The sequence below is a fragment of the Mycobacterium sp. E183 genome (assembly GCF_001667735.1).
In the GTDB taxonomy this organism is placed as follows: Bacteria; Actinomycetota; Actinomycetes; order Mycobacteriales; family Mycobacteriaceae; genus Mycobacterium.
In genome coordinates this window covers 13,162-33,186 of the sequence record NZ_LZJN01000185.1, presented here as the reverse complement: position 1 = coordinate 33,186, position 20,025 = coordinate 13,162, and the positions used below count along the sequence as shown (strand labels likewise).

Below are 20,025 nucleotides of genomic sequence, written 5' to 3'. Positions count from 1 at the left end.
CGTCACGCTGATCGTTACCGACGCGGTCTGGTCGTCGACCAGCCGATAGCCGGCCAGCGTGCCCGTCACGGCGCTGGTGCCCAGCCGTTGGTAGCCGACGACGGCGATCACCAGGCCGGCGGCGACCACCAGCGCGCCGAGGCCGACGATGACCCAGCGCCGGGGCACCCGGGAGCGGCCGTAGCGGCTCTCCGGGCGGGAGGCGGAAGTTTCGGTCATCTGGTGGGTATGCCTGGATGGTCGGCTGCCGGGCGGTGGCCGGCAGCATGCAACGATCTGAAGAACTGGAATTATAGGTTCGCAACCGGCGACCAGTTGACCGACAAGGGGGCACGTGAGCGAGCTGCGGTTGATGGCGGTGCACGCCCACCCCGACGACGAGTCCAGCAAGGGCGCCGCCACCCTCGCCCGGTACGCCGACGAGGGGCACCGGGTGCTGGTGGTGACGCTGACCGGTGGTGAACGCGGCGACATTCTCAACCCGGCGATGGACCTGCCCGAGGTGCACGGCCACATCGCCGAGATCCGCCGTGACGAGATGGCGAAGGCCGCCGAGATCCTCGGTGTCGAGCACACCTGGCTCGGCTTCGTCGACTCCGGCTTGCCGCAGGGGGACCCGCCGCCCCCGCTGCCGGAAGGATGCTTCGCGCTGGTGCCGCTGGAGGAGTCGGTCGAGGCGTTGGTCCGCGTCGTTCGCGAGTTCCGCCCGCACGTGATCACCACCTACGACGAGAACGGCGGCTACCCGCACCCCGATCACATTCGCTGCCACCAGGTTTCGGTCGGCGCCTTCGAGGCGGCCGGCGACTATCGGCGTTTTCCCGATGCGGGCGAGCCGTGGACGGTGTCCAAGCTCTACTACATCCACGGGTTCCTGCGGGCCCGGATGCAGTTGCTGCACGACGAAGCCGTCAAGCACGGCCAGGAACCCCCGTTCAAGAAGTGGCTCGAGCATTGGGACGCCGCGCACGACCCCTTCGAGTCCCGGGTGACGACGCGCGTCGAGTGCTCGAAGTACTTCAGCCAGCGTGATGACGCGCTGCGGGCCCACACCACCCAGATCGACCCCGAGCACGACTTCTTCGCCGCGCCCATCGAATGGCAGCAGCGGCTGTGGCCGACGGAGGAATTCGAGCTCGCGCGCTCGCGCGTCCCCGTCCGGCTGCCCGAGGACGACCTGTTCGCCGGAATCGAGAGTGACGGGTGAACCACGTTCTTCTGATGGCGAGCGCGCTGGCGGACGGCGCGCCGCAGCACACCGGGCCCGATTTCGGCAAGGCCAGCCCGATCGGGCTGCTGATCGTCGTGTTGCTGCTGATCGCCACGCTGTTGCTGCTGCGGTCGATGAACCGGCAGCTCAAGAAGGTGCCCAAGTCGTTTGACCCCGAGCTCGACCAGGCCGCCGACGAGAGGACCGAAGGGGTCGACGGCGCCGACGGACAGCCGCCGGACCAGGCCAAGGGATCGCAGCGGCCCCCGGGACCGGGCGATGAGCCGGGCTGACGCCGCTACGACCAACACCCTCGGGCTGGCCACCAGCCCATATTTGCGCCAGCACGCCGACAACCCGGTGCACTGGCAGCAGTGGACCCCGCAGGCCCTGGCGGCCGCGGCCGAGCGCGACGTGCCGATCCTGCTTTCCATCGGCTACGCGGCCTGCCACTGGTGTCACGTCATGGCCCACGAATCGTTCGAGGACGACGAGGTGGCCGCCGCCATGAACTCCGGATTCGTCTGCATCAAAGTCGATCGGGAGGAGCGCCCGGATCTCGACGCCGTCTACATGAACGCCACCGTCGCGCTGACCGGGCACGGGGGTTGGCCGATGACGTGTTTCCTGACGCCGGACGGCCGGCCGTTCTTCTGCGGCACTTACTACCCGAAAGATGGCTTTCTGCAACTTCTTTCGGCCGTATCCGCCACCTGGCGCCAGCGCCGCGGCGAGGTGGAGGAGGCGTCCGACGCCATCGCCGGCGAGCTGCGTGCGATGTCGGCGGGCCTGCCCTCCGGCGGCCCGGACGTCGCGCCCGCGCTGTGTGACCACGCGGTGGCCGCGGTGCTCCACGACCAGGACACCGCACGCGGCGGCTTCGGCGGCGCACCCAAATTCCCGCCGTCGGCGATTCTCGAGGCGCTGCTGCGCAACTACGAACGCACCGGATCCCAGGCGGCGCTGGATGCGGTCGCGCGCACCTGTACCGCGATGGCCCGCGGCGGCATCTACGACCAGCTCGCCGGCGGCTTCGCCCGCTACAGCGTCGACAACGCTTGGGTGGTACCGCATTTCGAGAAGATGCTGTACGACAACGCGTTGCTGCTGCGCGCCTACGCGCACTGGGCCCGGCGCACCGGGGACCCGTTGGCGCGCCGGGTCGCCGCCCAGACGGCGCGGTTTCTGCTCGACGACCTGGCCGACGGCGCCGTGTTCACGTCGTCGCTGGACGCCGACGCCGACGGCCGCGAGGGCTCGACGTACGTGTGGACGCCCGAGCAGCTGACCGAGGCGCTCGGCCCCGACGATAGCCCTTGGGCCGCAACGTTTTTCGCGGTCAACGCAACCGGCACCTTCGAACACGGAACCTCGGTGCTGCAAGCCCCCGCCGATCCTGACGACCCGCAACGGCTGGAGCGGGTGCGGGCCGCCCTGCTGACCGCCCGCCTGGCCCGACCCCAACCCGGGCGTGACGACAAGGTCGTCACGTCCTGGAACGGCCTGGCGATCACCGCGCTGGCCGAAGCCGCCGTCGCGTTGGACGACCCCGACCTCGCCTGCGCCGCGCGGAACTGCGCGACCGCGCTGCTGGGCTCGCACCTCGTCGACGGGCGGCTGCGGCGGGCCAGCCTCGGCGGCGTGGTCGGCGACAGCGCCGCCATCCTCGAGGATCACGCGACGCTGGCCACCGGCCTGCTCGCGCTCCATCAGCTGGACGCCGACGCCGGGTGGCTGACCGCCGCGACCGAGCTGCTCGACACCGCGCTGCGGCACTTCGCCGACCCGGAGCAACCGGGTCGCTGGTTCGACACCGCCGACGACGCCGAGCGGCTGATGGTGCGGCCCGCCGACCCGCTGGACGGCGCGACCCCGTCCGGCGCGTCCTCGATCACCGAGGCGCTGCTGACCGCGGCGCACCTGGTTGAGGGGGAGCGCGCGGAGCGGTACCTGCGTGCGGCGGGCGAGGCGCTCGGCGCGCATTCGCTGTTGCTCGAGCGCGCGCCGCGCTCGGCGGGCCACTGGCTGGCGGTCGCCGAAGCCGCCATCCGGGGTCCGCTGCAGATCGCCGTCGCCTGCGATCCGTCGCGGTCGCCGCTGCTGGCCGAGGCGCGACGGTTGGCGCCCGGCGGGGCGATCGTCGTGGGCGGCGAAAAGGACTCGTCGGCGCTGCTGGCCGGCCGCGACCGGGTGGCCGCCGCCGACGCCGCCTACGTGTGCCGCGGCCGCGTGTGCGACCTGCCGGTCACCACCGCCGAAGACCTCGCGGAGGCGCTGGCGGCGCCACGGTAGCGTGACGTTTCATGCCGAGCGCCGAACAGATCACCGACACGGTCAACCGCTACATCGAACTGGTCGCCAAGGGCGGCGCCGACGAACTGGTCGAGCTCTACGCCGATGACGCCACGGTCGAGGATCCCGTCGGCGGCGAGGTGCACATCGGGCGCCAGGCGATCCACGGCTTCTACTCCGCGGTCAACGACGTCCAGCGCGAGTGCGAGTTGGTGACGCTGCGGGTGGCCGGCAACGAGGCGGCCTTCCATTTCCGCCTCACGATCACCGCCGGGGAGCACCGCATGGTGATCGAGCCGATCGACGTGATGGCGTTCGACGAGGACGGCAAGGTCGCCCACATGAAGGCCTACTGGTCAGCGGCCGACGTCACCCACTCCTAGCCGGCTCAGTGCAGCCACGCCTGGTTGCCGACGTAGAACACCGCGAACCACATGGCGATGTAGTGCAGGATCGCCGCTACGGCGGTGAAAGCGTGGAAGAACTCGTGGTAGCCGAACGTGCTGGGCCACGGGTCGGGCCAGCGCAGCGCGTAGAAGATGCCGCCGACGCTGTAGAACACGCCGCCGACGGCCAGCAGCACCATCGCAGCCACCCCGGCCTTGTGCAGGATGGTCGGGCAGTACCACACGGCCACCCAGCCCAGCACGATGTACAGCGGCACGCCCAGCCAGCGCGGCGCCGACGGCCAGCACACCTTGAGCAGGATGCCCGCCACCGCGCCGCCCCAGACGATCCACAGCACCTCCATCCCGGTTTGCTGCGGCATGGCCAGGCGGGCGAACGGTGTGTAGCTGCCGGCGATGAACACGAAGATCATCGAGTGGTCGAGCCGCTTCATCAGGTTGCGGGCGGCCGCCGACTTCCACTGCACCCGGTGGTAGGTGGCGCTGACGGCGAACATCGCCACCGTTGCCGCCGCGTAGACCAGCGTCGAGTGCCCTGCGCGCGGCGAGGACGCGGCCCACGACACCGAGACCAGGGTTGCGCCGGTGATGATCGCCAGCCAGGCGGAGACGAAGTGGATCCAGCCGCGCATGCGGGGCTTGGTGAGGACGCTGGCCGCGCCTTCGACAAGCTGTTCGACCGTATTGCCCGGCGTGATCGCCTCGGCTCCGCGCTCTGGGGTGGCGGGTGTGCTCGTCTGGCTACTCATATCTCCTGGGGCCTCGTCGTGCAGGTCGGGAAACTGCCAGTGGCTGCTTACCCGCCACAGTAATCGGCAACCGCCGCGGAGGGGTGTTCGCATCGCGGTGAGATCGCCGGATCAGCAGGGGGGAATTTGGTGTAGCTCACAGTAGGCTGAGTCTCCGTGGAAATTATCCCGCCGCGTCTCAAAAAGCCGCTGTATCGCGTCTACGAGCTGCGGCTGCGGCAGGGTCTGGCGTCGTCCAAATCCGACCTGCCCCGCCACATCGCGGTCCTGTGCGACGGCAACCGGCGGTGGGCCCGCGACGCCGGCTACGCCGACGTCAGCTACGGCTACCGCATGGGCGCCGCGAAGATCGCCGAGATGCTGCGCTGGTGCCAGGAGGCCGGCATCGAGATGACCACGGTCTACCTGCTGTCCACGGAGAACCTGCAGCGCGATCCCGAGGAACTGGCCGGTCTGATCGAGATCATCACCGATGTCGTCGAGGAGATCTGCGCGCCGGCCAACCGCTGGAGCGTGCGCACCGTCGGCGATCTGGAGTTGCTCGGCGAGGAACCGGCTCGGCGGCTGCGCGGCGCGGTGGAGTCGACGCCCGTCGTGGCGCCGTTCCACGTCAACGTCGCGGTGGGTTACGGCGGCCGTCGCGAGATCGTCGACGCGGTGCGGGCGCTGCTGAGCAAGGAGCTCGCCAACGGTGCGTCCGCCGAGGAGCTCATCGACGCGGTGACCGTCGACGGCATCTCCGAAAACCTGTACACCTCCGGGCAACCCGATCCCGACCTGGTCATCCGCACGTCGGGGGAACAACGCCTCTCCGGGTTCCTGCTGTGGCAGAGCGCGTATTCGGAGATGTGGTTCACGGAGGCGCACTGGCCCGCATTCCGCCGGGTCGATTTCCTGCGTGCGCTGCGCGACTACAGCCAGCGGCACCGCCGGTACGGCAAGTAGCCGAGGGGCTCAGCGGTCGTTCGACTCCGTGACAAACTAGGTTCATGGCTGCGCTGTCGGCGGTGGTGTTCACGCTGAGCGGCTGGCTCGGGTTGTACCTGCTGGCTCGCGATCCACGTAAGCCGGTTCTGGTGTTGGCGGCGATCGGGCTGTGCGGCTTCGCGTTCGTGGTGGGGCTGGACGGCGTGCGGACCGTCAGCCCGGCGTACGCGCACCTGCTCGCCCGCGTCGAGATCTACCTGGTGGCGATCCCCGGTGTGGCGTGGTTCGCGGTGCTCGTCGAGCTGTGCCGGCCCAGCGACGGTTCGAGGGCGCGCACCCGAGAGGTGCTGCTGGTCGCCGGGGTCGCGGCGCTCACGCTGGTCGGGGCAATGCTGGCCGGCAGTGTCGACGGGCCGCTGCGCACGGGCCACTGGGTGATGTTCGCGGTGATCTCGGTGTCCACCTTCGGCGCGATGGCGGTCGCGTTGCGGCAGCCCCGCCGGCCGCGGTCGGCCGTCGGGCTCGCCGTCGTCGCGACCCTGTTCTTCGCGCTGGGCAACGCCATCCTGATCATTCCGCTGGGCCTGGTGCCCAGCTGGGTTGCGCTCGCATCGACGAGTCTCGACGTCCTCTCGCTCGGGATCGCCGTGGCCCTGTGGGACGCGTTCGACGAGGGCCAGGCGTTGCGCGCCGACATGCTCCGCTCGTTCGCCGGCTCGGTGGCGGTGGCGGTGCTGTTCGGCGCCCAGGCGCTGATCGGCCTGGCGCTGACGCGCGACGACCGCGCCGCGCAGACCGCGCTCACCGTCCTGCTGTTCACCAGCCTGGCCGTCGCGATCGCCGTGCAGGTGCTCGCGGATCCGCTGGCCGGGGTTCTCGACCGGCTGGCGTTCTCGAAATCGCCTGCGCTGCGCGAGGATCGGGCGGCGCTTCGCAACACCGGCGCGGCGCTGCCGCTGCGGTCGGTGGATCCGCTCAACCACGTCGACGACGCCACGTTCGCCAGGCTCACCCGCCGGGCCCTGACGCACTACGCCGACCTGAGCAAACTGGTCGCCAGCCCGTTGACCGCGCTGCCCGTCATCGACGAGCGGCTCGCCGAGCGGGGCGCACCCGACCATCCGCTGGAGCGGGCCAACGAGCTCAAGGCGGTTCTCGCCGAGGCGATCGGGCGGCTCAAACCGCGCGACGCCGGCGACTTCGGGACCACCGAGCAGTGGCGGCACTACAACTCGCTGTACTTCCCCTACGTCGTCGGGGTGCGCGCCTACGCGCAGAACGCCACCGCCGCGGGACTGGATCCGATCGCCCGGCAGGCCTGGCAGTGGTTGGTGACCGACGTGCCGCAACGCTCGCTGCACAACTGGCAGAACGCCGCCGCCCGGTTGATCGCCGCGGACCTGCGGGCCCGGGTCCCCGTGACCAGCGACTAGCCGCTCGACCCCGGCGTCCGTGACTTCAGTCACCGGCGGCGGCGTCGTGCCCGGCTCGCAGCGACACCGCGGTCGGCACCCGCCGGAGGCGCGACTGTCGCGCTGAGGCGGGTACACCGCGTGTCCCCGAAAATGTGTGACTGCTGGGGCTGCTGAGCGCCAGGCTGGCGTCTGTCGAATAACAATCGGGATTCGGGACCGCAAACGGGAATAGCCGAGTGAACTCGCTGGTCTGTGTATGCGTGGCAGTAGTTGGCAGTGCCACGAGTCGATATGGCAGTGGGCCGGCGGCACGCTGATGTTCGACCCCCAATCGCCATCGCGAGGAGTAATCACATGATGTATGCATCTGGCGCACCCGGTCTGGCGACCCGACCCCTCTACGACGCGACCGACTCGCTGTTGCGTTTCGCCATGCGCGCCGACGCCACCCTCACCGGACTGTGCGGTTTGGCCATCGCCTTTCTCGCCGACCCACTTTCATCGCTGACGGGCCTGACGTCGTTGCAGGAGTACAGCCTCGGCGCCCTGTTCGTGTTCAGCGGCTTGGCCGTGTTCCTCGTTGCGGCGGCGCCGAACCTGCGCCGCGTCGGCATCGGCGTCATCGTGGCCAACGTCGTGTTCACGCTGGCAGCGATCGTGGCCGCGGGCGTGTTTCCGCTGTCCGCCACCGGGATCGCTGCCACGCTGGCCGTCGGCGTGTACACCGCGGCGTTCGCCGGGCTGCAGTACCTGGGGGTGCGCCGCCTCGAAACGGCGTGACCGCTAGAGCTTGCGCAACCGGAGCCGGTTGATGGAATGGTCGGCGTCCTTGCGCAGCACCAGGGTGGCCCGGGGCCGCGTGGGCAGGATGTTCTCGACCAGGTTCGGACGGTTGATGGATCGCCAGATCTCGCGCGCCGCGGCGACGGCCTTGGTGTCGTTGAGCGCGGAGTAGTGGTGGAAGTGCGATTCGGGGTCGGCGAAGGCGGTGCCCCGCAACGACAGGAACCGCGACACGTACCACTGCTCGATGTCCTCGATCCGGGCGTCCACGTACAGCGAGAAGTCGAACAGGTCCGACACCATCAAGGTCGGCCCGGTCTGCAGCACGTTGAGGCCCTCCAGGATCAAGATGTCGGGATGGCGGACCACGTGCTTGGCCCCGGGAATGATGTCGTATTTCAGGTGCGAGTAGACCGGCGCGCACGCGTAGTCCGAGCCGGACTTGACCGACGTCACGAACCGCATCAGCGCCCTGCGGTTGTAGCTCTCCGGAAAACCTTTGCGGTGCATCAGGTTTCGCCGGCCGAGTTCGGCGTTCGGGTACAGGAAGCCGTCGGTGGTCACCAGGTCGACCCTCGGGTGGTGATCCCAGCGGGCGAGCAGGGCCTGCAGCACGCGGGCGGTGGTGGATTTGCCCACCGCGACACTGCCGGCCACGCCGATCACGAACGGCACCGGCCGGTCCGGATTTTGCTGCGGCTCACCGAGGAACTCCGCGGTGGCGGCAAACAACCGCTGGCGGGCGGCGACCTGAAGGTGAATGAGCCGGGCCAGCGGCAGGTAGACCTCTTCCACTTCGAGGAGGTCAAGCTGCTCGCCGAGACCGCGCAGGCCAACCAATTCCTCTTCGGTGAGGGCCAGCGGCGTCGACATGCGAAGCGCGCGCCATTGCTTTCGGTCGAACTCCACATAGGGGCTCGGCTCGCTAAGCCGCGGCATGGTGCAAGTGTTGCAGGGGCGGACGCGCGCCCGACGGCTGGGCTGGCTAAACCGTCGCTGGATAGACTGGCGCCGTGACTGCTGCACCCGACGCCCGGCCCTCGACCTCTGTGATGTCCTCCCCGCTCGCCGAGGTCGACCCCGACATCGCCGAGCTGCTCGGCAAGGAGCTGGGCCGCCAGCGCGACACGCTGGAGATGATCGCCTCGGAGAACTTCGTGCCGCGCTCGGTGCTGCAGGCCCAGGGCAGCGTGCTCACGAACAAATACGCCGAGGGGCTGCCCGGCCGGCGGTACTACGGCGGCTGCGAGTACGTCGACGTCGTGGAGAACATCGCCCGCGACCGGGCCAAGGCGCTGTTCGGGGCCGACTTCGCCAACGTGCAGCCGCATTCGGGCGCGCAGGCCAACGCCGCCGTCCTGCACGCGCTGATGACCCCGGGGGACCGCTTGCTGGGCCTCGACCTGGCCAACGGTGGTCACCTGACACACGGGATGAAGCTGAACTTCTCCGGCAAGCTCTACGAAACCGGCTTCTACGGTGTGGATCCCACGACTCACCTGGTCGACATGGACGCGGTGCGGGCCAAGGCGCTCGAGTTCCGCCCCGCGGTCATCATCGCCGGATGGTCCGCCTACCCGCGGATCCTGGACTTCGCGGCGTTTCGCTCGATCGCCGACGAGGTCGGCGCCAAGCTGTGGGTGGACATGGCGCACTTCGCCGGCCTGGTCGCCGTCGGACTGCACCCCTCGCCGGTGCCGCACGCGGACGTGGTGTCCACGACGGTGCACAAGACGCTCGGCGGCCCACGTTCCGGCCTGATCCTCGGTAAGCAGGAATACGCGAAGTCCATCAACTCCGCGGTCTTCCCCGGCCAGCAGGGCGGACCGCTGATGCACGTCATCGCGGGCAAGGCCGTCGCGCTCAAGATCGCCGGCACCCCCGAGTTCGCCGACCGCCAGCAGCGCACCCTGTCGGGCGCCCGCATCATCGCGGACCGGCTGACGGCCCCCGACGTCACCAAGGCCGGCGTGTCGGTGGTCAGCGGCGGCACCGACGTCCACCTCGTGCTGGTCGACCTGCGCAACTCCCCGCTCGACGGCAAGGCCGCCGAGGACCTGCTGCACGAGATCGGCATCACGGTCAACCGCAACGCGGTTCCCAACGACCCCCGGCCGCCGATGGTGACCTCGGGCCTGCGGGTGGGGACGCCCGCGCTGGCGACCCGCGGCTTCGGGGATGCGGAGTTCACCGAGGTCGCCGACGTCATCGCCACGGCGCTGGCGGCGGGCACCGCGGCCGACCTGACGGCCCTGCGCCAGCGGGTGACCCGCCTCGCCCGTGACTTTCCGCTGTACGACGGCCTCGAGGAGTGGACGCTGGTCGACCGCTGAGGCGGATCAGGGACCAAAGTCACCAGTTGTCACGACACGGGCCGGGCGATTTCACGAACCTGTGTATGCGAGTTACAGTAACCGCATGGCACAGAAACCTGTAGCTAACGCGCTGACCCTGGAACTCGAGCCGGTGTGCGAGGCCAACATGGACCGCCACCTCAACACCGAGGAAATCTGGTTCGCCCACGACTACGTGCCGTTCGACCGCGGCGAAAACTTCGCCTTCCTCGGTGGACGGGACTGGCAGCCGTCCGACGCGACGCTTCCCCGCGAGTACACGGACGCCTGCGAGATCCTGCTGCTGCTCAAGGACAACCTGGCCGGACACCACCGCGAACTCGTCGAGCACTTCATCCTCGAAGACTGGTGGGGTCGCTGGCTGGGCCGGTGGACCGCCGAGGAGCACCTGCACGCCATCGCGCTGCGCGAATACCTGGTGGTCACCCGTGAGGTCGACCCGACCGCCAACGAGGAGGCCCGGGTCGAGTACGTCATGAAGGGCTACCGCGCGGACACCTACACGCAGGTCGAGACCCTGGTGCACATGGCTTTCTCCGAGCGCACCTACGCCGTCTTCTGCGAGAACCTGGCCGCGAAGCTCGAAGAGCCCATCCTGGCCGGGCTCATCGACCGCATCGCACGCGACGAGCGTCGGCACGAACTGTTCTTCTCCAACCTCGTCGAGCACTGCCTGCAGTACACCCGCGACGAGACGATTGCCGCCATCGCGGCCCGCGCCGCCGACCTGCAGGTGCCCGGCGCGGACATCGACTCCTATCGGGACAAGCTGCGTAATGTCGCCGATGCGGGCATCTTCGACCAACAGCAGCTGCGGCAGGCGATCTCGGATCGCATCACCGCATGGGGTGTCGCCGACGAGCCCGCCCTCAAGCAGTTCGTCATCAGCTAGCCGATTCTCGCGCGTGAGCGCTTAGACCTCGGCGCGCCTGCGCTGCTGCAAAGCGGCGACGAGAGTAGCGTCGTTCTCGATGGTCAGCGTCATGCTCAGCTGCCAGGGCGGCACCTCCCGTCATCACAACGGAAGGACCGGCCCCGGTCCTGGTGCCGCAGTTCCCGCCGACATGCCTGTGCGGGTCCGCGCGGGCTTACCCCGCTCGAGGAGCGCTACGTGACCGAAATCCGGACCTACGTGATCGACACCTCCGTGCTGCTGTCCGACCCCTGGGCGTGTAGCCGGTTCGCCGAGCACGAGGTGGTGGTCCCGCTGGTGGTGATCAGCGAACTGGAGGCCAAACGGCATCACCACGAGTTGGGGTGGTTCGCCCGTCAGGCGTTACGTTTGTTCGACGATCTCCGGCTCGTGCACGGACGGCTTGATCAGCCCATTCCCGTTGGGGCGCAAGGCGGTACGCTGCACGTCGAGCTCAACCACACCGATCCCGCGGTGCTGCCCGCCGGGTTCCGAAGCGACAACAACGACTGCCGGATCTTGAGTTGCGCCGCCAACCTCGCCGCCGAGGGCAGGCGAGTCACGTTGGTGAGCAAGGACATTCCCCTTCGCGTCAAGGCCGCCGCGGTCGGCCTGGCCGCCGACGAGTATCACGCGCAGGATGTGGTGGCCTCCGGATGGTCGGGGATGCGCGAGATCGAGACCGCGACCGAGGACATCGACGCGCTGTTCGCCGAGGGTGAGATAGACCTGGCCGAGGCGCGAGACCTGCCCTGCCACACCGGCATTCGGCTTCTCGGCGGGAGCTCGCACGCGCTGGGCCGGGTGAACGCGGACAAGCGCGTCCAGTTGGTGCGCGGCGACCGCGAGGCGTTCGGCCTGCGCGGCCGGTCCGCCGAGCAGCGCGTGGCGCTCGACCTGCTGCTCGACGAGTCCGTCGGCATCGTGTCGCTGGGCGGCAAGGCGGGCACCGGCAAGTCGGCGCTGGCGCTGTGCGCCGGCCTGGAGGCGGTGCTGGAACGGCGGACCCAGCGCAAGGTGGTGGTCTTCCGCCCGCTCTACGCCGTCGGCGGCCAGGAGCTGGGCTATCTGCCGGGCAGCGAGAGCGAGAAGATGGGCCCCTGGGCGCAGGCGGTCTTCGACACGCTCGAGGGGCTGGCCAGCCCGGCGGTGCTGGAGGAGGTGCTCTCCCGGGGCATGCTCGAGGTGCTGCCGCTGACCCACATCCGGGGCCGCTCACTGCACGACTCGTTCGTGATCGTCGACGAGGCGCAGTCGCTGGAGCGCAACGTCCTGCTGACGGTGCTGTCCAGGCTGGGCGCCGGTTCGCGGGTGGTGCTGACGCACGACATCGCCCAGCGAGACAACCTGCGGGTCGGCCGGCACGACGGGGTCGCCGCGGTGATCGAGAAGCTCAAGGGGCACCCGCTGTTCGCCCACATCACGCTGCTGCGCAGCGAGCGGTCGCCGATCGCCGCGCTGGTCACCGAGATGCTCGAGGAGATCGCCGGCCCGCAGTGACGGCGCATTTCGCCTGGCCACGCGTTCGATAAACTTCGACGGTGCCGAAACGACCCGACAACCAGGCCTGGCGCTATGGGCGCATGGTGGTCGGTGTCGTCGCGGCTGTCGCCGTGCTGGTCATCGGCGGGCTGACCGGCCATGTGACCCGCGCCGACAACCTGAGCTGCTCGGTGGTCAAGTGCGTCGCGCTGACGTTCGACGACGGGCCCGGGCCCTTCGACGAGCGGCTGCTGCAAATCCTGAAGGACAACGACGCGAAGGCGACCTTCTTCCTGATCGGCAACAAGGTCGCCGCCAACCCGGCGGGCGCCAAGCGGATCGCCGATGCGGGGATGGAGATCGGCAGCCACACGTGGGAGCACCCCAACATGGCGACCATCCCGCCGGAAGACATCGCCCCCCAGTTCGCCAAGGCCAACGACGCGATCACCGCCGCGACGGGGCGCACGCCGACGTTGTATCGCCCCGCGGGCGGCTTGTCCAGCGACGCGGTGCGGCAGACCGCGGCGAAGTTCGGCCTCGCCGAAATCCTCTGGGATGTCATCCCGTTCGATTGGGCCAACGACTCGAATACGGCCGCGACGCGCTACATGCTGATGACGTACATCAAGCCGGGTTCGGTGGTGTTGTTCCACAACACCTACTCGAGCACTGTCGATCTGGTCTATCAATTCCTTCCGGTGCTCAAGGCCAACGGCTACCGGATGGTGACGGTCAGCGAACTGCTCGGCCCGCGGACGCCCGGTAGCAGCTACGGCAGCCGCGAGAACGGGCCGCCCGCCAACGAGTTGCACGACATCCCGGCGAGCGACATCCCCACCCTGCCGAACACGCCGTCGCCCAAGCCGATGCCCAATTTCCCGATCACCGACATCCCGGGCCAGAACTCGGGCGGACCCAACAACGGTGCCTAGCACAAGCGTTGGGACGCGTACGGCCGCCTGGCTTCGGAACGCCGGCCCCCACACGGCATTGCAGCGAAAGTCCCTCCGTCGGTTAGCCATTCAATACGGGTTGGATCTTTCCCTGTCCTACTTTCTGGCCGTCATCGAGGCGGCCGCCATCTTGATCCCGTTGCGGGGCCACACCTCCATCGGCGAGAATGCGGACTTCGCGAAGAACAACACGGCGGCGGTGTTGGTGCTCGTCACGCTCGGCGTCGCCGGCGTCGCGGCGGCGGGCATCGTGAGCGCGACCCCGACGCTGCGCTGGTTTGTCGCCGGGGCCGAGCCCACCCAGGAGCAGCGGGAAGCGGCACTGAAGCTGCCAGGTCGCCAATCAACGATCCTGTTCGGGGCCTGGGCCGTCACCGGCACCATCTTCATGTTGCTCAATCTTCGCGGCGGGGCGCAGCTGTTGTTGCCCATCGCCCTGGGCGCGCTGCTGGGCGGACCCGCGGCCGCCGGCACGGCGATGCTGCTGGCGCAGCGCGTCCTGCGGCCGATCATGCGCGCCGCCACGCTCGGCTGCGAACCGCGGATGACCGTGCCGGGCGTGTATGCGCGGCTGGTGCTGCTGTGGTTCCTGTGCAGCGCCTTCCCGATCGGGGTGATCGCGACGCTGGTCGTGCTCCGTTCGTACGGCTGGCTGATCGAGAAGTCGACGTCGCTGGATATACCGATCCTGGTGGTCGCGCTGGCGGCGCTGGTGCTGGGACTGCCGACCATGATCCTGACGTCACGATCCATCTCGGATCCGCTCGGCGAGGTCGTCGACGCGATGGCGGAGGTCGAGCACGGCCACATGGAAACCTACGTCGGGGCCTACGAACGCTCCCAGATCGGGCGACTGCAAACGGGTTTCAACCGCATGGTGGCCGGGCTGGCGGAGCGAGACCGGTTGCGAGACCTGTTCGGGCGCCACGTCGGGGCCGACGTCGCCCAGCGCGCCATCGACGAGGGCGCCTCGCTGTCGGGAGACGTGGTCGAGGCGGCGGTTCTCTACATCGACCTGGTGGGATCGACGCAGCTGGCGGAAAACCTTCCGCCCCAAGAGGTTGCCGAAATCCTCAACGATTTCTTCCGCATCGTCGTCGACGCCGTCGACGAACACCACGGGCTGATCAACAAATTCGCGGGGGATGCCGCGCTGGCCGTCTTCGGAGTGCCGTTGGCCACCAGCGAGCCTGCGTCCGCCGCACTGGCGACCGCCCGCGCCCTGGGTACCCAATTGCGGCGCCTGCCCGTCGATTTCGGCATCGGCGTCTCGGCGGGCCGGGTCTTCGCCGGCAACATCGGCGCGGAGAACCGTTACGAGTACACGGTGATCGGCGACGCGGTCAACGAGGCCGCGCGGTTGGCCGATCTGGCCAAGACCGCCGACCGGCGGATTCTGTGTGCGGCGGGAGCAATCGAGCGGGCCGGCGAGGCCGAGCAAACGCATTGGGCCGAGTGCTATTCCACCGTCCTGCGGGGACGCTCGGAAGCTACCCAGGTCTCGGCGCCGACGAGGTAGGGCGCCGGAACCGCGTCAGGACTTGTTCACCTTGAGCGCGGCGATGATCTTGCCGATGATGCCCGCCGACGCGGCGTCACCGATCGGGGTGCTGCCGATGAAGGCGGTGACCGGCTTGGTGTCGACGGTGATCACCGTGACCGAGTCGCCCTTGACGTTGCGGGTGGGGTCGGCGATCGTGATGTCGGCGTCGGCGCGGGCGGCCTTGGTTCCGTCGACCGTGATCGACGACGACTTCACCGGGCCGAGTGTGGGCTGCGCGTTCGCGTAGCCGGGTCCGTTGGCGATGCACTGCAACAGCTTCGACGCCTGCGCGGTGACGTCCATGCTGGCGACGAAGTTGGTGACGCCGACCTCGGCCGTCATCATCCACTGGCTGGCCCCGGGCACTTCCTGGGCGACGCCTACGGCGCCGATCAGGTTCGGGTTCTGGTCGTCGGAGAACACGGTCCAGTTGGGCGGCACCGAGCTCGCCGGGAACGAGAGCTTGCCGGCCGTGATCGAGTCGGTCCGCGGCATCTCACCGCCGGAGACGTTCGGGGTGCAATCGGTGGCGGTCTGCTGGCCCCTCGGTTGGCTGCTGGTGCTGGTGGACGTCGAGGGCGCAGCGGTCGGGGACTTGCCGTGGCTGCCGCCCCGCATCACGATCAGGGTCGCCACCAGTGCGATGACGGCCAGGATGACGAGGCCACCGACGATCAGCCAGGGCAGCTTCGAGCCAGGTCCGCGCGGTGGCGGCCCCGGCGGATACGGCCCGGGCGGGAATGGCTGTCCCGGTTGCGGATAGCCCTGGGGCGGGTACGGGTAGGGACCGGTCGGCGGGTACGGTTGCGGGCCACCCTGCGGCGGGCCGCCCTGCGGCGGGCCGCCCTGCGGCGGGCCGCCCCAATAGGGTTGCTGCCCATAGGGATTTCCGTAGGGTCCCTGACCGTAGGGGCCGCCGGGGGGAGTCGTCATCGCTGCAACACCCGCCTACTTCGCCGGCTTGACCTTGGCCATCGCCAAGACGTCGAGGCGGCGGTCGAGTTCTTCCTCCGAAAGCTTGTCGCCGATCAGCCCGCGGTCGATCACGGTCTGGCGGATCGTCTTGCGCTCCTTGAGCGCCTGCTTGGCCACCGCGGCGGCCTCCTCGTAGCCGATCGCCGAGTTCAACGGCGTCACGATGGAAGGCGACGACTCGGCCAGCTCCCGCAGGTGGTCGACGTTGGCCTTGAGCCCGACGATGCAGCGCTCCGCGAACAGCCTCGATACGTTGGTCAGCAGCTTGAACGATTCCAAGATGTTGCGGGCCATCATCGGGATGTAGACGTTGAGCTCGAAGGCGCCCGACAGACCGCCGACGGCGACGGCCGCGTCGTTGCCGATCACCTGCGCGGCCACCTGCGTAACCGCCTCGGGCAGAACGGGATTCACCTTGCCCGGCATGATCGAACTACCAGGCTGCAGGTCCGGCAGCTGGATCTCGGCCAGGCCGGTCAGCGGGCCCGAGCCCATCCAGCGGATGTCGTTGGCGATCTTGGTCAAGGACACCGCGATGGTGCGCAGCGCGCCGGACGCCTCGACCAGGCCGTCGCGCGCGGCCTGTGCCTCGAAAGAATTTGTGGCCGTGCGCAATTCGTTGAGGCCGGTGGAGGCGATCAACGTCTCGACCACCTTGGCGCCGAACCCGTCGGGGGCGTTGAGGCCGGTGCCCACCGCGGTGCCACCGATCGCCAGCTCGCCCAGCCGCGGCAGCGTGGCGCGCACCCGCTCGATGCCGGCTTCGATCTGGCGGGCGTAGCCGCTGAACTCCTGGCCGAGCGTCACCGGGACGGCGTCCATCAGGTGCGTGCGGCCCGACTTGACCACCGTCTGCCACTCGCGGGCCTTGCTCTCCAGCGCCTCGTGCAGCACCTCGAGCGCCGGTATCAGGTGGCGCACCGCGGCCTCGGTCGCCGCGATGTGGGTCGCGGTCGGGAAGGTGTCGTTGGACGACTGCGACATGTTCACGTCGTCGTTGGGGTGCACCGTGACGCCGTTGGCCGCCGCGATGCTCGCGATCACCTCGTTGGTGTTCATGTTCGAGCTGGTGCCCGAACCGGTCTGGAAGACGTCGATGGGGAATTGGTCGTCGTGCCGGCCGTCGGCGATCTCGGCCGCCGCGGCGATGATCGCGTCCGCCTTCTCCGGTGCCAGCAGCCCGAGGTCCTTGTTGACCTGCGCGCAGGCGCCCTTCAACAGGCCCAGCGCGCGGATCTGGGTTCGCTCCAGTCCGCGGCCCGAAATGGGGAAGTTCTCCACCGCACGCTGGGTCTGCGCGCGCCACAACGCCTTTGCGGGCACCCGGACCTCGCCCATGGTGTCGTGCTCGATGCGGTATTCGGTGTCGGTGGCGCTATCGGCCATAGGTTGCAGTCCTCGCTGGTTTTCGGTCAGGGCAGGGGATAGGCGGCAGTGCTGTCGCCGGTGAAGTCGATGGCGGAGTACTCGTTGAGTTTCGAGAGCCGGTGGTAGGCCTCGATCATGCGCACGGTGCCCGACTTCGACCGCATCACGATCGACTGCGTGGTGCAGCCGCCGGGGTAGTACTGCACGCCCTTGAGCAGGTCGCCGCTGGTGACGCCGGTGGCGCAGAAGAAGACGTTCTCCCCGGACACCAGGTCCTCGGTGGTCAGCACCCGATCGACGTCGTGGCCGGCGTTGATCGCCTTCTGGCGCTCCTCGTCGTCCTTCGGCGCCAGCTGCGCCTGGATGGCGCCCCCCATGCACCGGATCGCGGCGGCGGCGATGATGCCTTCCGGGGTGCCGCCGATCCCGGCCAGCATGTCGGTGCCCGAGTCGGGCCGGCAGGCCGAGATCGCGCCCGCGACATCCCCGTCGGTGATCAGCCGGATGCGGGCGCCGGTCAGCCGGACGTCTTCGATCAGCTGCGCGTGCCGCGGCCGGTCCAGGATGCACACGGTCATGTCCCGCACCGACAGCGCCTTCACCTTGGCGACGGCCTTGATGTTCTCGGCGATCGGCGCGGTGATGTCCAGCACGTTGGCGGCCTCGGGCCCGACGGCGATCTTGTTCATGTAGAACACCGCCGACGGGTCGAACATCGCGCCGCGGTCGGCGACCGCAAGCACCGAGATGGCGTTGGGCATGCCCTTGCTCATCAGGGTGGTGCCGTCGATCGGGTCGACGGCGAAGTCGCAGTCCGGCCCGTCGCCGTTGCCGACCTCCTCGCCGTTGTAGAGCATCGGCGCGTGGTCCTTCTCGCCCTCGCCGATGACCACCACGCCGCGCATCGACACGGTGTTGACCAGCTCACGCATGGCGTCGACGGCCGCGCCGTCGCCGCCCTCTTTGTCACCGCGGCCCACCCAGCGGCCCGCGGCCATGGCCCCGGCCTCGGTGACGCGCACCAGTTCCAGTGCCAGGTTGCGGTCCGGGGCTTCACCACGTGGCCGCCCGGCCGGGCGGTCGCCCTCAACTGTCATGGTTGGTGATTGTCCCAGAAGCGGATCGGTCTGCTGGAACTGGGATACTCGGGGGATGACCGAAGAGCTGCCGCCGAATGCCGAGGTAGCCGGCGAGCCGGCCCCGGTGGCCGGACCTGCTGCCAGGCCGGCCAAACCGCGGTTGCTGCAGGACGGCCGCGACATGTTCTGGTCGCTGATGCCGTTGGTCCTCGGCTGTATCTTGCTGGCCGGCCTGGTGGGCATGTGCTCCTTCCAGCTCGGCAGTCACCAGGGCGCGGTCCCGTCCTACGACGCGTCGGGCGCCCTGCGTGCCGACGCCGCGACGCTGGGCTTCCCGATCCGGCAGCCCAAGCTGCCCGCCGGCTGGCAGGCCAACTCCGGCAGCCGGGGCGGGATCCAGGGCGGCCGCGCCGACCCCGCGACCGGCCAGCGGGTGAACGCGGCCACCTCGACCGTCGGCTACATCAGCCCGACCGGGATGTATCTGAGCCTGACCCAGAGCAACGCCGACGAGGACAAACTGGTGGGCTCGATCCACCGGTCGGCCTATCCCGCCGGAACGGTCGACGTCGCCGGGACCACCTGGGTCGTCTACAACGGCGGCGGCCAAAGCGGGGCGGACGCCGAGCCGGTGTGGACCACCCGGCTCACCGGCCCGTCCGGAGCCACCCAGATTGCGATAACCGGTGCCGGTGACACCGATCAATTCCGTACGCTGGCTTCGGCGACGCAATCGCAACCGCCGTTACCGGCGCGCTGAAGGAAGGCCGAGCGTGACTGCACCCCAAGCGGATCTGTCCGGATGGTCGGTGGCGCCGTTCACCGGTGGCGGCTACACCCATGACGTCTATCGCAAAGGCAGCGGCCCCGGCGTCGTGCTGATACCCGAAATCCCCGGGATCCATCCCGGTGTGCTGGCCCTGGGCAATCACCTCGTGGACAACGGCTTCACGGTCGCGATGCCGTCGCTGTTCGGCGAGCCGGGCAAAGCCAAGACGGTCGGCTACATCGCCTCCTCGATCAGCCGCGCTTGTGTGGCAAAGGAATTCGCGGCCTTCGCGACGAACAAGCAGCGGCCGGTGTCGATGTTCCTGCGCGCGCTGGCCCGTGACCTCAACGCGTCGACCCCGGGCAAGGGCGTCGGCGTGATCGGCCAATGCTTCACCGGCGGTTTCGCGCTGGCCGTCGCCGTCGACGATGCCGTCCTGGCCCCGGTGCTTTCCCAGCCCTCGGTACCCTTGCCGCTGGGACGGGCCCGGCGCCGCGATCCCGGCCTCAGCGAATCCGAACTGGCCACCGTGGCCGATCGCTGCGCCAACGACGGCCTGTGCGCGATGGGTCTGCGGTTCAGTGAGGACAGCGCCGTGCCGCGCGAGCGTTTCGCGGTGCTCAAGGAGCGACTCGGGGACGCGTTCGAGGTGATCGAGATCGATTCCAGCCCGGGCAATGTCGGCGGTTTCGGCAGGATGGCGCATTCGGTGCTGACCGACGAGGTCCGCGAGGTGGACGGCCAGCCGGCGTACGAGGCCCGCAAGCGGGTAGTCGAGTTCCTCACCCAGCGCCTTGGTTAGG

General features: G+C 69.2%; 20 protein-coding genes. 14 read left to right on the top strand and 6 right to left on the bottom strand.

The genetic code is table 11. The features are described 5' to 3' along the window. The coding region (locus A5691_RS22055; RefSeq protein ID WP_156734812.1) for a DUF4307 domain-containing protein at positions 1-219 on the bottom strand (219 nt) is incomplete at its 3' end. Between the two features lie 115 nt (positions 220-334). On the opposite strand from A5691_RS22055, the gene mca reads away from it, so the two are divergent. The 4 genes from mca to A5691_RS22035 are packed head-to-tail and all read left to right on the top strand — an operon-like array spanning position 335 to position 3,885. Next, positions 335-1,207: a mycothiol conjugate amidase Mca gene (gene mca / locus A5691_RS22050; protein WP_067779898.1), complete on the top strand. Its 873-nt coding sequence runs from the start codon at positions 335-337 to the stop codon at positions 1,205-1,207. After that, positions 1,204-1,503 carry a hypothetical protein gene (locus tag A5691_RS22045; RefSeq protein WP_067889209.1) on the top strand — a complete coding sequence of 100 codons (300 nt, stop codon included), beginning with the start codon at positions 1,204-1,206 and terminating at the stop codon, positions 1,501-1,503. Before mca ends, A5691_RS22045 begins: the two co-directional genes overlap by 4 nt. Beyond that, the gene (locus A5691_RS22040) at positions 1,490-3,502 is read left to right on the top strand and encodes a thioredoxin domain-containing protein (RefSeq protein ID WP_067889212.1); all 2,013 of its coding nucleotides are present in this window, start codon (positions 1,490-1,492) and stop codon (positions 3,500-3,502) included. The genes A5691_RS22045 and A5691_RS22040 overlap by 14 nt, the downstream gene beginning before the upstream one ends. Positions 3,503-3,513: 11 nt before the next feature. Beyond that, entirely contained in the window at positions 3,514-3,885 is a 372-nt protein-coding gene (locus A5691_RS22035) for a nuclear transport factor 2 family protein (protein ID WP_067759205.1), read from the top strand. A gap of 5 nt (positions 3,886-3,890) precedes the next feature. Here the strand turns inward: A5691_RS22035 and A5691_RS22030 are convergent, their stop codons facing one another. Beyond that, on the bottom strand, positions 3,891-4,658 hold the full coding sequence (locus tag A5691_RS22030) for a hemolysin III family protein (RefSeq protein WP_067759198.1): 768 nt from the start codon (positions 4,656-4,658) through the stop codon (positions 3,891-3,893). A gap of 156 nt (positions 4,659-4,814) precedes the next feature. On the opposite strand from A5691_RS22030, the gene A5691_RS22025 reads away from it, so the two are divergent. The 3 genes from A5691_RS22025 (at position 4,815) to A5691_RS22015 (ending at position 7,780) form a co-directional block, all read left to right on the top strand. Then, on the top strand, positions 4,815-5,603 hold the full coding sequence (locus tag A5691_RS22025; RefSeq protein WP_068016835.1) for a (2Z,6E)-farnesyl diphosphate synthase: 789 nt from the start codon (positions 4,815-4,817) through the stop codon (positions 5,601-5,603). Between the two features lie 44 nt (positions 5,604-5,647). After that, entirely contained in the window at positions 5,648-7,018 is a 1,371-nt protein-coding gene (locus A5691_RS22020) for a hypothetical protein (RefSeq protein WP_067889215.1), read from the top strand. 336 nt (positions 7,019-7,354) lie between these two features. Further along, positions 7,355-7,780 carry a hypothetical protein gene (locus tag A5691_RS22015; protein WP_067759191.1) on the top strand — a complete coding sequence of 142 codons (426 nt, stop codon included), beginning with the start codon at positions 7,355-7,357 and terminating at the stop codon, positions 7,778-7,780. 3 nt (positions 7,781-7,783) lie between these two features. Here A5691_RS22015 and coaA read toward each other — a convergent pair whose 3' ends face one another. Continuing rightward, a complete protein-coding gene (coaA, locus tag A5691_RS22010) occupies positions 7,784-8,722 on the bottom strand; it encodes a type I pantothenate kinase (RefSeq protein ID WP_067759188.1) in 939 nt (312 codons plus the stop codon). Between the two features lie 113 nt (positions 8,723-8,835). Between coaA and glyA the strand changes: the two genes are divergently transcribed. From glyA to A5691_RS21985, 5 genes are all read left to right on the top strand, one after another. Beyond that, positions 8,836-10,116, top strand: coding sequence for a serine hydroxymethyltransferase (gene glyA, locus A5691_RS22005; RefSeq protein ID WP_067759186.1), 1,281 nt, complete (start codon positions 8,836-8,838; stop codon positions 10,114-10,116). A gap of 85 nt (positions 10,117-10,201) precedes the next feature. Next, positions 10,202-11,029: an acyl-ACP desaturase gene (locus A5691_RS22000; RefSeq protein ID WP_067779880.1), complete on the top strand. Its 828-nt coding sequence runs from the start codon at positions 10,202-10,204 to the stop codon at positions 11,027-11,029. Between the two features lie 219 nt (positions 11,030-11,248). Next, the gene (locus A5691_RS21995; protein ID WP_067759180.1) at positions 11,249-12,550 is read left to right on the top strand and encodes a PhoH family protein; all 1,302 of its coding nucleotides are present in this window, start codon (positions 11,249-11,251) and stop codon (positions 12,548-12,550) included. A 41-nt stretch (positions 12,551-12,591) separates the two neighbouring features. Then, positions 12,592-13,467, top strand: a complete 876-nt coding sequence (locus A5691_RS21990) for a polysaccharide deacetylase family protein (protein ID WP_068016829.1) — start codon at positions 12,592-12,594, stop codon at positions 13,465-13,467. Between the two features lie 100 nt (positions 13,468-13,567). Continuing rightward, on the top strand, positions 13,568-15,007 hold the full coding sequence (locus A5691_RS21985) for an adenylate/guanylate cyclase domain-containing protein (RefSeq protein ID WP_231980995.1): 1,440 nt from the start codon (positions 13,568-13,570) through the stop codon (positions 15,005-15,007). 15 nt (positions 15,008-15,022) lie between these two features. Here A5691_RS21985 and A5691_RS21980 read toward each other — a convergent pair whose 3' ends face one another. The 3 genes from A5691_RS21980 to glpX are packed head-to-tail and all read right to left on the bottom strand — an operon-like array spanning position 15,023 to position 18,471. Next, positions 15,023-15,964 carry a hypothetical protein gene (locus A5691_RS21980; protein WP_068016823.1) on the bottom strand — a complete coding sequence of 314 codons (942 nt, stop codon included), beginning with the start codon at positions 15,962-15,964 and terminating at the stop codon, positions 15,023-15,025. Between the two features lie 15 nt (positions 15,965-15,979). Beyond that, positions 15,980-17,392: a class II fumarate hydratase gene (locus A5691_RS21975; RefSeq protein WP_067759143.1), complete on the bottom strand. Its 1,413-nt coding sequence runs from the start codon at positions 17,390-17,392 to the stop codon at positions 15,980-15,982. Between the two features lie 26 nt (positions 17,393-17,418). Further along, positions 17,419-18,471 (bottom strand): class II fructose-bisphosphatase, encoded by a 1,053-nt coding sequence (gene glpX, locus A5691_RS21970; protein WP_067759136.1) that lies wholly within the window; start codon positions 18,469-18,471, stop codon positions 17,419-17,421. 55 nt (positions 18,472-18,526) lie between these two features. On the opposite strand from glpX, the gene A5691_RS21965 reads away from it, so the two are divergent. Both A5691_RS21965 and A5691_RS21960 read left to right on the top strand, forming a co-directional pair. Further along, entirely contained in the window at positions 18,527-19,213 is a 687-nt protein-coding gene (locus tag A5691_RS21965) for a DUF4245 domain-containing protein (protein WP_068016819.1), read from the top strand. Between the two features lie 13 nt (positions 19,214-19,226). Continuing rightward, positions 19,227-20,024, top strand: coding sequence for a dienelactone hydrolase family protein (locus tag A5691_RS21960; protein WP_067748625.1), 798 nt, complete (start codon positions 19,227-19,229; stop codon positions 20,022-20,024). Position 20,025 lies beyond the last annotated feature (1 nt).

Excerpts from the sequence above, each read along its gene's own strand:
- A5691_RS22040 (WP_067889212.1), top strand. The coding sequence starts at position 1,490 with ATGAGCCGGGCTGACGCCGCTACGACCAACACCCTCGGGCTGGCCACC.
- A5691_RS22035 (WP_067759205.1), top strand. The coding sequence starts at position 3,514 with ATGCCGAGCGCCGAACAGATCACCGACACGGTCAACCGCTACATCGAA.
- A5691_RS22030 (WP_067759198.1), bottom strand. The coding sequence starts at position 4,658 with ATGAGTAGCCAGACGAGCACACCCGCCACCCCAGAGCGCGGAGCCGAG.
- A5691_RS22020 (WP_067889215.1), top strand. The coding sequence starts at position 5,648 with ATGGCTGCGCTGTCGGCGGTGGTGTTCACGCTGAGCGGCTGGCTCGGG.
- A5691_RS22015 (WP_067759191.1), top strand. The coding sequence starts at position 7,355 with ATGATGTATGCATCTGGCGCACCCGGTCTGGCGACCCGACCCCTCTAC.
- coaA (WP_067759188.1), bottom strand. The coding sequence starts at position 8,722 with ATGCCGCGGCTTAGCGAGCCGAGCCCCTATGTGGAGTTCGACCGAAAG.
- glyA (WP_067759186.1), top strand. The coding sequence starts at position 8,836 with ATGTCCTCCCCGCTCGCCGAGGTCGACCCCGACATCGCCGAGCTGCTC.
- A5691_RS22000 (WP_067779880.1), top strand. The coding sequence starts at position 10,202 with ATGGCACAGAAACCTGTAGCTAACGCGCTGACCCTGGAACTCGAGCCG.
- A5691_RS21980 (WP_068016823.1), bottom strand. The coding sequence starts at position 15,964 with ATGACGACTCCCCCCGGCGGCCCCTACGGTCAGGGACCCTACGGAAAT.
- A5691_RS21975 (WP_067759143.1), bottom strand. The coding sequence starts at position 17,392 with ATGGCCGATAGCGCCACCGACACCGAATACCGCATCGAGCACGACACC.
- glpX (WP_067759136.1), bottom strand. The coding sequence starts at position 18,471 with ATGACAGTTGAGGGCGACCGCCCGGCCGGGCGGCCACGTGGTGAAGCC.
- A5691_RS21965 (WP_068016819.1), top strand. The coding sequence starts at position 18,527 with ATGACCGAAGAGCTGCCGCCGAATGCCGAGGTAGCCGGCGAGCCGGCC.